At 37.7% G+C, this 12,419-nt stretch carries 12 protein-coding genes; 5 read left to right on the top strand and 7 right to left on the bottom strand.

Annotated features, from left to right (window positions below; genetic code table 11):
* Both ASE92_RS19090 and ASE92_RS19085 read left to right on the top strand, forming a co-directional pair.
* Positions 1 to 360, top strand: a complete 360-nt coding sequence (locus ASE92_RS19090) for a hypothetical protein (RefSeq protein WP_056851716.1) — start codon at positions 1 to 3, stop codon at positions 358 to 360.
* A 22-nt stretch (positions 361 to 382) separates the two neighbouring features.
* A complete protein-coding gene (locus tag ASE92_RS19085) occupies positions 383 to 1,363 on the top strand; it encodes an acyltransferase (protein ID WP_056851715.1) in 981 nt (326 codons plus the stop codon).
* Here the strand turns inward: ASE92_RS19085 and ASE92_RS19080 are convergent, their stop codons facing one another.
* The 4 genes from ASE92_RS19080 to ASE92_RS19065 form a co-directional block, all read right to left on the bottom strand.
* The gene (locus tag ASE92_RS19080; protein ID WP_056851714.1) at positions 1,364 to 1,819 is read right to left on the bottom strand and encodes an RES family NAD+ phosphorylase; all 456 of its coding nucleotides are present in this window, start codon (positions 1,817 to 1,819) and stop codon (positions 1,364 to 1,366) included.
* Positions 1,819 to 2,298 (bottom strand): antitoxin Xre/MbcA/ParS toxin-binding domain-containing protein, encoded by a 480-nt coding sequence (locus ASE92_RS19075; protein ID WP_056851713.1) that lies wholly within the window; start codon positions 2,296 to 2,298, stop codon positions 1,819 to 1,821. The genes ASE92_RS19080 and ASE92_RS19075 overlap by 1 nt, the downstream gene beginning before the upstream one ends.
* A gap of 110 nt (positions 2,299 to 2,408) precedes the next feature.
* Positions 2,409 to 3,695 carry a tyrosine--tRNA ligase gene (gene tyrS / locus ASE92_RS19070; RefSeq protein ID WP_056851712.1) on the bottom strand — a complete coding sequence of 429 codons (1,287 nt, stop codon included), beginning with the start codon at positions 3,693 to 3,695 and terminating at the stop codon, positions 2,409 to 2,411.
* 61 nt (positions 3,696 to 3,756) lie between these two features.
* Positions 3,757 to 5,049 (bottom strand): patatin-like phospholipase family protein, encoded by a 1,293-nt coding sequence (locus ASE92_RS19065; protein ID WP_056851711.1) that lies wholly within the window; start codon positions 5,047 to 5,049, stop codon positions 3,757 to 3,759.
* 119 nt (positions 5,050 to 5,168) lie between these two features.
* Between ASE92_RS19065 and ASE92_RS19060 the strand changes: the two genes are divergently transcribed.
* The 3 genes from ASE92_RS19060 to dapA all read left to right on the top strand — a co-directional run bounded on the left by ASE92_RS19060 (position 5,169) and on the right by dapA (position 8,888).
* The gene (locus ASE92_RS19060) at positions 5,169 to 5,849 is read left to right on the top strand and encodes a hypothetical protein (protein WP_056851710.1); all 681 of its coding nucleotides are present in this window, start codon (positions 5,169 to 5,171) and stop codon (positions 5,847 to 5,849) included.
* A gap of 54 nt (positions 5,850 to 5,903) precedes the next feature.
* The gene (ligA, locus tag ASE92_RS19055; protein ID WP_056851709.1) at positions 5,904 to 7,916 is read left to right on the top strand and encodes an NAD-dependent DNA ligase LigA; all 2,013 of its coding nucleotides are present in this window, start codon (positions 5,904 to 5,906) and stop codon (positions 7,914 to 7,916) included.
* A gap of 84 nt (positions 7,917 to 8,000) precedes the next feature.
* Positions 8,001 to 8,888: a 4-hydroxy-tetrahydrodipicolinate synthase gene (dapA, locus tag ASE92_RS19050; protein WP_056851708.1), complete on the top strand. Its 888-nt coding sequence runs from the start codon at positions 8,001 to 8,003 to the stop codon at positions 8,886 to 8,888.
* 54 nt (positions 8,889 to 8,942) lie between these two features.
* Here the strand turns inward: dapA and ASE92_RS19045 are convergent, their stop codons facing one another.
* The 3 genes from ASE92_RS19045 to ftsZ all read right to left on the bottom strand — a co-directional run bounded on the left by ASE92_RS19045 (position 8,943) and on the right by ftsZ (position 12,409).
* The gene (locus ASE92_RS19045) at positions 8,943 to 9,119 is read right to left on the bottom strand and encodes a hypothetical protein (protein WP_010602932.1); all 177 of its coding nucleotides are present in this window, start codon (positions 9,117 to 9,119) and stop codon (positions 8,943 to 8,945) included.
* 259 nt (positions 9,120 to 9,378) lie between these two features.
* Positions 9,379 to 10,620: an aminotransferase class I/II-fold pyridoxal phosphate-dependent enzyme gene (locus ASE92_RS19040; RefSeq protein WP_056851707.1), complete on the bottom strand. Its 1,242-nt coding sequence runs from the start codon at positions 10,618 to 10,620 to the stop codon at positions 9,379 to 9,381.
* 169 nt (positions 10,621 to 10,789) lie between these two features.
* Positions 10,790 to 12,409, bottom strand: a complete 1,620-nt coding sequence (ftsZ, locus tag ASE92_RS19035) for a cell division protein FtsZ (RefSeq protein ID WP_056851816.1) — start codon at positions 12,407 to 12,409, stop codon at positions 10,790 to 10,792.
* Between the last annotated feature and the right edge of the window lie 10 nt (positions 12,410 to 12,419).

Raw genomic sequence — 12,419 nt, 5'->3', positions numbered from 1 at the left:
ATGGTATTTATCGTTATCGTCATAATTTGTTTTTTACTTCAAATGATTGCGCCTTGGTGGGTAATTATTGTAGTTGCATTCGCCACCTGTGGCATCATCGGTAAAACAGCCAAAATTGCTTTCTGGCAATCTTTCTTTGCCATTTTTTTATTGTGGATCGGCTATGCTTTATTTAAAAGTTTACCTAACGACAACGTTTTGGCGGGTCGCGTTGCAGTAATGACAGGAATTAAAATCTGGTGGGTGCTACTATTAGTTACCGGAATATTAAGCGGATTAGTTGCCGGCATCAGCGGTTTTTGTGGCTATCATTTTAGAATGGCCATGCTTGCTAAAAAAACTGACGAGAAGTTAGCATAATGCTTCGTACTTTTGCAGTGTGATGCTGCTTACTGAAGATATCTTTTCAATACATAATGATGATGAGTTTAGTGCTCATGCTTTGTCCGTTTTTAACCACCAGGTTACGCATTGTGAAATTTACAGGCAATACGTTCATCATTTAAAAGTTGATGTAGCTGAAGTAAAGTGCCTGGAAGAAATTCCCTTTCTTCCCATCAGCTTTTTTAAAACGCACAGTATTTTAAGCAATAAACTTCCTGTTGAAATCACCTTTAGCAGCTCGGGCACCACTGGAATGATTCAAAGCAGTCATCACGTAACCAATGTAAAAGTTTACGAGCAAAGTTATCTACAAGCTTTTGTTCAATTTTATGGGAACATTCGCAATTATTGCTTTTTAGCCTTGCTTCCCTCCTACCAACAGCGGTCGGGCTCTTCGTTAATTTATATGGTTAACGATTTAATTGAAAAAAGCAATCATCCTGAAAGCGGTTATTTTCTTTATAATCATGATGATTTGTACCAAACTTTATTTGCCCTTAAAAAGAAGAACCAACCAACTGTTTTAATTGGTGTAACCTATGCCCTACTTGATTTTATTGAAAATTACGATATCGATTTCCCTGATTTAATCGTAATGGAAACCGGTGGAATGAAAGGAAAACGCAAAGAAATGGTTCGGGAAGAGTTGCATGCACAATTGACTCAAGGTTTTGGTGTACCTGCTATCCATAGCGAATATGGAATGACGGAATTGCTGTCTCAGGCTTATTCTTTAGGTGATGGGGTTTTCAACTGCCCAAAGTGGATGAAAGTTTTGATTCGTGATACGAATGATCCACTATCTTTAGTGCAAAACGGAAAAACCGGTGGCATTAATGTAATCGATTTAGCAAATATCAATTCTTGCTCTTTTCTTGCTACGCAGGATTTAGGCAGGGTAAACAGCGACGGCAGTTTTGAAGTTTTAGGTAGGTTTGATAATGCCGATATTAGAGGTTGTAATTTGTTGGTGCAGTAACTACGTTTTAAATCTTTTATCGAAAACGAAGTCTCTTCTGTTTACAAGCTTAATTTTTTTACTGTCTGGATGGTTAGGATTGATAATAAAATTAAATTCTTCCTCCAGTATAATGGATGGAACCTTCATCAACAGATAAATTCCATCGCGAACAAACTTATCGCCTATTTTTTTTAGTTCATCCGCTGTCTGAGGATCTCTCCAATCCTCAGGCAAATCAAAAATGCTGATGTCATATATTTTATCATCTGGTACATCAAATGTAGCAAGAACAAAAGGGCGGTCTACTTGCTCTGGACTTAAATGCACTAGCACTTCCATTACTGCCATGGCTCTGGTTTCCGCCAAATACACAACAGCTGTTCCTTTATTATTCCACCGGCCGCCGTATTGTTTAGCACCAGCGCCACTTAAATCTTCAATATATTTTGAAGATGAAATTCTATAGATTAACATTAACTAAATATCCCGTGCTCGATTCGGCCTAAAATATCTGATACGATGGTGAAACCAATATGTGTATCTAAAAGATCAAAAGGAATTTCGCCACCTAAGGCATAATTTGGGGATTTTATCCAACTGTTAAATGCTTTGGTACTACCTAAAACCTCAATGCCCCTTTCGTATAACTTCGCAAGTTCAATGGCCCGATCGGCATACTCCGTTTTAACCAAGGTATCTGGCGTATACCGTTGTAAAGTTCTATCTGAAATGTGCAATACTGCTGCAATTTCTTCTATCGTTAAAGAAATCTGTTTTGCCAGTGCAGTTATTGATTTTTTGGAAATCCCTTTACGGGCGAGTTTAAGCAAATCATAATCAGAATAATTGGCGAAGGAATTACCCATCATGGCCACCATAGGTGTATGCATAACGTTTCCGTAAGCTATTATTCGCTCTTCAACAGCTTTTGACTCTTCAACTTTCCTTTTCATAACAGACAATTATACACAAATATATACATTTTGTCTGGTAATGAAAAATTCTTAAAAAAAAAGTCCTAGAATGATCTAAGACTTTTTGAAACAAAATATTTTACTTAATCTTATTCCGCGATCAGAAGAAAATAGTTTTTCTTACCCTTCTGAACAACGATGAATTGATCATTAATCAAATGCTCGGCATTAAAGATCTGTGTTGCTTCACCAACCTTTTCTTTATTTACCGAAACACCACCACCTTGAATCAACTTTTTGGTTTCTCCTTTTGAAGGAAATACCGAAGCTTTCTCAGCCAGTAATGTAGCAGCATCTATTCCGCTAGCAAGTTCTGCTTTCGAAATTTTGAATTGAGGAATTCCCTCAAACATCTCTAATACTTGTTTTTCCGAAAGGCTTTTCAAAAATTCAAGAGAGCCGTTTCCGAATAAAAATTCGGAAGTTTTGATTGCTGTTTCTAAAGCTTCTACCGAGTGCGTTTTAACGGTAATATCTTCAGCCAAAGCTTTTTGCAAAATTCGCAAGTGCGGTGCTGTATCATGTTCAGCCTCTAAGGCTTCGATTTCGGTTTTGGTTTTTAGCGTAAATATTCTGATCCATTTTTTAACATCATCATCTGATGCATTTAACCAAAACTGATAAAATTTATATGGAGAAGTTTTTTCGGGATCTAACCAAACCGCACCGCTTTCAGTTTTACCGAATTTTGTTCCGTCGGCTTTTTTAATTAATTGCGTAGTAATCGCATAAGCTGTTCCAGCATCTTTTCTTCTAATCAGTTCTGTTCCGGTAACAATATTTCCCCACTGATCTGATCCGCCCATTTGAACCAGACAGTTTTCATTTTTCCATAAATGATAAAAATCGTATCCCTGAATCAATTGGTAGCAAAATTCGGTAAATGACAATCCAGAATCACCTTCTAAACGTCTCTTTACGCTATCCTTTGCCATCATATAATTAACAGTGATATGTTTACCAACATCTCTGATGAAGGTAAAAAGATTCATATCCTTAAACCAATCGGCGTTGTTTACCATCACTGCACCATTTCCACCATCCTCAAAAGTTAAGAATTTCGCCAATTGCTTCTTCATTCCTTTCAGGTTGTGTTCAATCATTTCTGGCGTTTGCAAATTACGCTCGTCAGACTTTCCTGAAGGATCACCCACCATTCCTGTGGCACCACCTACTAAAGCATAAGGCTTATGACCAGCTTTTTGGAAATGAATTAAAGTCATGATCTGCGTTAAATGGCCAACATGTAAAGAATCTGCAGTTGGGTCAAAGCCGATATAACCAGAAGTCATACCTTCGTTTAACTTTTCTTCAGTATTCGGCATAATATCATGCAGCATGCCACGCCACCTTAACTCTTCAACAAAATTCGTCATTGTACAAACACTTTTATAATTGTGCGTGCAAAGATAAAATTTTAGCTTAGTTTAAAGCAAATTAGTTGGTAAGTGTAAACCAGCTTTTAAAATCAGCCTTGGCGGCGTTAAAATCAGCATGGCCAATTAAACAATTTAGCGCACTGTCGCTGCGAATAGCCTGGTTTGGAACGCCTAAATTGCCCAACCAATTCTCGCACAATTTAATAATTAATGATACTTCCTTATCTTCAACAGCATCCATATCCATGGCATTTAGCTTCACATATTCGTCTTTGTTTATACCTGCGGGTAAATCCCAGTGTTTACCAGCTGTATCATTAACCATAATAGGGCGCAATACAGGATTCATTCTTATAAAATCTATAGGTTTTGCAGGCATCGATGAATTCAAAATCATGTAAGCAATAAAAGCTGCTGTATCAGGCGGATCGTTCAAAATACTGGTTCCCATTTTTTGGATATCCTTGATCAAACCTGGTGCCTCATGTTTCGCTTTCAATTCATCGTAACGCACTGGAATTTCTTCATCGTATTGCAATTGCAAAACCGATCCTGTACCTATTGAAAGAACTTGAATGTGCTCAATTTGATACTGTTCGCGGTTGCAAATGGCCTCAGTAACGGCTGCTAAAACCGGATTATTATTACCCGTTACGCCGCCATCCCAATAAAATTTGAGTTTATTATTTACTTTGAACGCCGCAGGTTCGTTAAAGTAATTAACGGGTGCCGTACTAGAAGCGTGAATAGCCTCAACCAAACTCACTAAACAATCTGAAGGCGTTTTAGCAGTAGCGGGCAAATTTTTAAGTTTGCGCTCTATTACCGATGTGGATGCCAAACTATCGCAATCTGTTCGAAACATTTCTGCCCGGTTACGATAGTAATCGTATCCGATAATTAAAAACTGAGTCTTGATATCTCCGTTAACCGCAACATGTTGTGGAATGTGCATCAGATCAATTTGTGATATTTTTGGGAGAATATCTTTTAAGGCTTGGTATTTTCGTTTTGTAGCATATTTTGCACCTATTTTAAAAATTCGAGCTACGCTGGAAAGCAAACTTTTTTCAAAAAAACTTAATCTGGAAAACACCTTACTCCTCAATTGTTTGTCGCCAAAAATCTTTTCAATTTCTGATAAGCGAAGGTTTTCGGCCATAGCGGCGGCAACGAGGCTCCCGCCACTATTGGCAGCCACCAAATCGAATTTTGACAATACCTCATGCCCTGTTGGATCAGGATTATTAAAAGTTTCTGCAAAGAGCTTTCTTAAACATTTTACTTGAATAAGCGCCCAAGATCCGCCTCCATCTAAAGAAAGAATCCTGTAAGTTTTGGGATGAGGCATGATGATCAATTATGGTAATTAAATTTATAAATAATTAACTTACAAAACAATGAAGGTTCGAAACCGAACATTTACCCAATTCAGTTTTTCGGCAATAAAGAAAACATTAACTTGTGAGCATGAATTTCTTGTCTCACTACTACTTCGATAAATCAAATGATGATGCCAATGTGGTTTTGGGAACAGTATTGCCTGACTTAATAAAAAACGCTTCCAAAGAGGCGAATTTATACCCTCAAAAAAACGAATTCCTTTTCTTAGGAAATCCTGATGAAGAATCGTTGTTAAGAGGTTGGAAAAGACATCTCGCAGTTGATTTGCTTTTCCATTCTTCCAATTTTTTCTTGGAAAAAACTACTGAATTGAAGTTACTTATAAAACCAATTGTCGAAGATACGGCCGTTCGACCCTCGTTTTTAGCGCACATCGGGTTAGAATTGCTACTTGATCACCTACTAATAGAACATAATCTCATTCAGGTAAATCATTTTTACGACAAATTATCGGCGGTGAAACAGGAATCATTAGGCGATTTCCTTACGCATTGTGGCTTAAAAGATCAATCGGTTTTTTTTAAGTTCATGGAAGGTTTTATCAGTAGCAAATACCTCTTGAGTTATCAAAAGCTCGAAAACATCAGCTATGCGCTAAATAGAATTTGCATGCGTTTGTGGCCAGAAACGTTAAATGAAAAGCAATTAGCAGCGCTAACATTTCAATTGGGAATATTTAAGGAAACGCTGGAGAAAGATTTTATGGAAATTTTCGATGAGATATCGGATCAATTATCCGCCAGTTAATTATTTTTCCAAACCAATCCTAAAGCAACTCAACCTTTTTTTATATTTGCTCTTATGTCGCTATTTGCAATTAAAGAAGAAATGGATGCGCTGGTTGCCGAGTTAAACCAGCATAATTACAATTATTATGTACTGGCTATGCCAACCATTGGCGATTATGAGTTTGATAAAAAACTTAAGCATCTTGCTGAATTAGAAAAGGGAAATCCCGATTTTGCTGATCCAAACTCTCCTACTCAACGCGTAGGTGGCGACATTACCAAAAACTTTATTACCGTAAATCATAAATACCCAATGTTATCGCTGGGTAATACTTATAACGAACATGATCTTCGCGATTTTGACGAACGGATTCGAAAAGCTATTGGTGATAACTTTGAATACGTTTGCGAATTAAAGTTTGACGGATTATCAATCAGCCTCACTTATAAAAACGGAAAATTGCTAAGAGCAGTAACCCGTGGCGATGGAACCAAAGGTGATGACGTGACCAATAATGTAAAAACCATCCATACTATCCCACACCAAATCAAAACTGAAAAAGCACCTGAGCATTTCGAGATTCGGGGAGAGATTTTTATGCACAAGGCCGCCTTTCTGCGTTTAAATGCAGCACGTGAAGAATTAGGAGAAATTCCTTATGCTAACCCACGCAATTTTGCTTCCGGAACGATAAAAATGCAAGACAGCAAAGAAGTTGCAAAACGACCGTTAGATGGTTTTATTTACTTTTTATACACTGATAAAAACGAGTTTAAAAATCATTGGGATAGCCTGCAAGCGGTTAAAGATTGGGGCTTTCATGTGTGCGAGCACAATCGCTTGGTTAAAAATATTGATGATGTTTTGGCATTTATTCACCATTGGGAAACCGAACGTTTTAAACTGAGTTACGATATCGATGGAATCGTGATTAAGGTGAACAGCTACGCCCAGCAACAGGAACTTGGTTTTACGGCTAAATCTCCGCGTTGGGCCATCTCCTACAAATATAAAGCTGCTGAAGTGGAAACCGTTTTAGAGAAGGTAACCTATCAGGTTGGCCGAACTGGAGCAGTAACGCCCGTAGCTAATTTAAAGCCTGTTTTATTGGCAGGAACGACTGTTAAAAGAGCTACTTTGCATAATGCAAACGAAATCGAAAGATTGGATTTACATGAAGGCGATACTGTTTTTGTAGAGAAAGGCGGGGAAATCATTCCGAAAATAATAAAAGTGAATTTAGATAAAAGAGTTGAAGGCTCCAACCGTGTTCATTATCTACACAACTGCCCGGAATGCGGAACTGAACTGATTAGGAAAGAAGGAGAAGCGGTGCACTATTGCCCGAACGATGAAGGTTGCCCGCCACAAATCGTCGGAAAAATTCAACATTTTATTTCACGCAAAGCGATGAATATTGATGGGCTGGGTGATGAAACTATTGAAACTTTTTATAAACATGGCTTAGTCAATCACATCAGTGATCTTTATACCTTATATCTAAAATCACATCAGTTAAAAAGCTTAGATCGGTTTGGCGAACGCTCCATTGAAAACATGCTTGCTGGAATCGAAAAATCAAAAGAAATGCCATTTGAGAAAGTGCTTTTTGGTTTGGGCATTCGTTATGTGGGAGAAACAGTAGCAAAAAAACTAGCTGCTGGCGTAAAAAGTATCGACAACTTATCTCGTGCTAAAATTGACGAATTAATTGCCATAGATGAAATTGGTCAACGCATTGCCGAAAGCATTGTTGAATATTTCGCAAAAAAAGAGCATCTAGAGCAGGTTCAGCTATTAAAATTAGCAGGTTTGCAGTTCGAAATTGAAGAAAAGGTAATTGAACTGGCGAGTGATAAACTTATTGGAAAAACATTCGTAATTTCGGGCGTTTTTGAAAATTACGGCCGCGAAGAATTGAAAGATATTATCGAGGCAAATGGTGGAAAAATTTTAAGTGGAATATCAGGTAAATTAAACTATTTGGTAGCCGGCGATAATATGGGACCATCCAAGTTGGAGAAAGCAACCAAACTAAATATTCCCATCATCAGTGATGCCGAACTTTTAGAAATGATAAGATAAAATGAGAGCGTGATTGATTGAGAGAATGATAGAATGCATAAGACATTCATTCTCTCATTCAGAATTCAATAATTATAAATTAAAATGAACAAATTTCAGGGTACTGGTGTGGCATTGGTTACACCTTTCAACACAGATGGATCTGTTGATTATAATGGTTTAAAAAACCTGATTAATCACTTGGTCGACGGAGGGATAGATTACCTCGTTTCTTTAGGTACAACCGGCGAAACCGCTACAATGACCAAGGATGAAAAGAAGAAGGTGTGGGCTTATACTGCTGAAATAAACAATAATAGATTACCCTTAGTTGCCGGAATTGGTGGCAACAATACCTTGGCTGTTGCAGAAGACATCAAATCTTTTGATGCAACCGGCTATAGTGCCATTTTATCTGTAAGTCCTTACTACAACAAGCCAACTCAAGAAGGAATTTACCAACACTATAAATATTTAGCCGAGGTTTCACCTTTGGATTTAATCCTTTATAATGTTCCTGGCCGTACGATGAGCAATATGACTCCTGAAACCACTTGTAGATTGGCGCATGATTTCAAGAATATCATTGCCACGAAAGAAGCTTCAGGAAGTTTTGATCAATTTAATCAAATTATGAGGGATAAACCAGAAGATTTTCTATTAATTTCTGGTGATGACCCTATTACTCTTCCTATGATTGCTTTAGGTGCATCTGGAATTATTTCCGTAATTGCTAATGCAATACCTCGACAATTTTCTGATATGGTAAGACATTGTTTAGCAGGCGACTTTAAAGGCGCTAATCCTGCACACTTAAGCCTGGTAGAATTTACGCGTTTAGCATTTGCAGAAGGAAACCCAGCGGGAATAAAAGCTGCACTTAAACATCTGGGTGTTTGTGATGATACAGTAAGGTTACCATTGATGAAAGCATCTTCAACATTAGAACAATCGATTATCAAAGAGATCGATAAATTAGGCCAATTAGCTTAAAAAACAAAAGAAGTCAAGTTTTTTGAACTTGACTTCTTTAAATATCTATATCGCTTAAGCTTTATTTTTAGTATCCTGAACCTCCAAACGGATCGCCTGAGCTAAGTTTTTCAAATCTTGCATGCCTTTACGAACTCTTGTTCCTGCGGCACTGTTTCCTTTGTTATAAAATTTGTCTGCATCAGCTTCTAAAGCTGCAACCAGACTTTTTACTTCTTCAAATTTTTTCATTTTTTAGTACTCCTACAATTTTAAAGGGTTGAGTTTTAATTATCTAACTCTAATTTAATAGGTTTGTTGTAGAAACAAAAATTTTTAACTGAATAAAAATCGCTGTTAATGCCGTTTTTTTCCACACTGAAACGTTTTACGAACATCAACAATTAAAAAAAATACACGCAACACGCTGATTTACAATGGACCAAGAAGACTTACTCATAAAAAAAGCCCTTTAAAGTAGTTTAAAGGGCTTTTAAAATATACTTATCAATTAAGCTATTGCAAATTGATTCTCTTTATAATAACCGTTTTCAAGCTTTTCCGCAACTTCGCTAAAAGCATCTAAAGTACGTTGAACATCTTCTAATGTGTGTACAGCTGTTGGGATTAAGCGCAGCTCGATCATTCCTTTTGGAATTACCGGATAAACAACGATCGAACAGAAAATGCTGTAGTTCTGGCGTAAATCGAAAGTAATTGCTGTAGCATCAGTAAGCTCTCCTTTTAAGAAAACTGGCGTTACCACAGAATCAGTTACACCCAAATCAAAGCCTCTTTCACGCAATCCTTTTTGTAAAGTCATGGCAATTTCCCATAACTTATCTTTAAGTTCTGGTTTGCTCTTTAACAATTCCAAACGTTTTAATAAACCTTTAACCATTGGCATTGGCAACGCCTTAGCAAAAGTTTGTGAACGCATGTTATATCTCAAAAAGTTGGTAATCTCTTCAGTAGAAGCTACGAAAGCGCCAATACCAGCCATTGATTTTGCAAAGGTTCCGAAGTAAACATCAATACCCTCAATACAATCTTGAGCTTCGTGCGTACCTGCACCGGTTTTACCCATTGTACCGAAACCGTGTGCATCATCAACCAAAATACGGAAATCAAACTCTTTCTTTAAATCAACAATCTCTTTTAGTTTACCTTGTGCACCACTCATACCAAAAACACCTTCGGTGATTAGTAAAATACCTCCGCCAGATTCTTTGGTTAATTTTGTAGCACGCTCTAATTGTTTTTTCGCACTTGCAATATCGTTGTGTTGGTACACGAAACGTTTACCCATGTGTAAACGTAGACCATCTATAATACAGGCATGAGATTCGCCATCATACACAATCACATCATTTCTATCCACCAAAGTATCGATAATAGAAACCATCCCCTGATAACCATAATTCAACAAAAACGCATCAGGTTTACCCACAAATGCTGCAAGTTCCTGCTCCAGTTGTTCGTGGTATTTGGAGTTTCCACTCATCATACGGGCACCCATCGGGTAAGCCATACCAAATTCTGCAGCTGCATCAGCGTCTGCTTTTCTAACTTCTGGGTGGTTGGCTAAGCCTAAATAATTGTTTAAGCTCCAAACCAAATGCTCTTTTCCTTTGAATTGCATGTGAGGTGCAATTTCTCCCTCTAATTTTGGAAACGAGAAATACCCATGAGACCATTTTTGGTGTTGACCAAGCGGGCCCATGTGCTTTGCTATCTTTTCAAATATATCCAATGTATTATGTGTTTTTTGATAATAAAAATTTTGCGAATTTACGGTTTATTTGGCTTAAAATCAACCAGATTAATCTTCCGCTTGTCAATTAAGATTTTTTAATAATCCAAATTTATGCCAAAAAAGCCCCGATAGTAAATCGAGGCTTTAAAATTATATTTGGTTTGGTTTAATCAACGTTGTCGTGTAAGAAAGAATTGTTTGGTCTAATCTCTGTACCACCATCTTGATCGTTACTTAAAGTGAACCGACTCACTTGCGATTCAGAAGAATGTTGAACTTGCTGTAACTGCATTTGTTTGCGTTTGTAAGCAGGTTCATTTTCTAATTCTTGCAAGCCGTTAGTAGTGCGCAATTTCATGCTTAAATCTTTTAAACGTAAAATACGTTCTTTAGATTTTTTTAACTGCTCTTCCATCGATTCATCATTTTTGTCGTCATCCAAACCAGCAACAGGCATTTCCATTTCTGGCTCTGGAGCAGGTTGTACCGCTGGTGTTTCGAACACAAAATTGGTTTCTGCCAACTTTACTTCAAACTCGAAACCAGTTTCCTGTGGTTCTTCTACCTGAGGCTCTTCTTCAATTAAAGTGTGGCGAACAACATTATTTTCAGGCTCCTGAACTTTTTGAGGTTCAGCTTTTGCAAACATTCCACCAAAAAGATCAGCTTGTGAAACTTCCTCTTTAGCTTTCAAAACCGGCTCGTAACTTGGAGCAGCCTTTGGCTGAATAAAAGAATTTACTGGTTCAATTGGACGAACCAACGGCGCTTCTTCAGGGGTTAATAATGAGATCTTCTTTTTGTTTTTTTCTTCGTGAACACGCTCTTCAGAGGTTTGGAAGCCAGTAGCAATAATAGTTACCGATAATTTTTCTCCTAATGATTCATCTGTACAGTTACCCCAAATTAAATCAGCAGATAAACCTGCTTTTTCCTGAATGTAATCAGTAATGATGGAAACTTCATCCATTGTCACTTCCTGAACACCAGAACTGATATTCAATAAAATATAACGGGCGCCTTCAATTTCGTTATCTTTTAATAGTGGAGATGCTAAAGCACCCTCAACTGCTTGTAAAGCACGATCTTCACCGTCAGCTGCATGACTACCCATGATGGCAACACCGCTTTCTTTCATTACAGTACGCACATCCTTGAAGTCCACGTTTATATAACCTGGAACCGTGATGATCTCTGCAATACCTTTTGCTGCTGTTGTTAAAATATCATCGGCCTGACCAAATGCAGAACCTAACGTTAAATTCCCGAAGATCTCACGCAACCTATCGTTAGAGATCACCAAATAAGAATCTACATATTTTTTCAATTCTTCCATGCCCTCATCAGCTTGAAGCTTACGTCTCTTTCCTTCAAAAGAGAATGGCGTGGTAATAATGGCAACTGTTAAAATATCAAGTTCTTTGGCAGCTTTGGCAATAATTGGCGAAGCACCAGTTCCGGTACCACCACCCATCCCAGCAGTAATAAACAACATTTTTGTTGTACTACCCAACATGGCTTTAATATCATCGATATTTTCTATCGCCGAGTTTTTGCCAACTTCTGGAATAGAACCAGCACCCATCCCTTCGGTTAAACTAGCGCCTAATTGTACCTTGTTAGGTATCGGACTAGATTCCAAAGCTTGGGCATCTGTATTACAAATAATAAAGTCTACACCAGTAATACCCGATAGGTACATATGGTTTACTGCGTTGCCGCCACCGCCCCCAACACCAATTACTTTGATGATTGATGACTTATCTTTTAACATTTCGAACTGCATATCTTTATGA

This window comes from Pedobacter sp. Leaf41 (genome assembly GCF_001422545.1).
Lineage (GTDB): Bacteria > Bacteroidota > Bacteroidia > Sphingobacteriales > Sphingobacteriaceae > Pedobacter.
The sequence above is the reverse complement of the archived record's forward strand: the minus strand, read 5'-3'. Positions and strand labels throughout refer to the sequence as shown.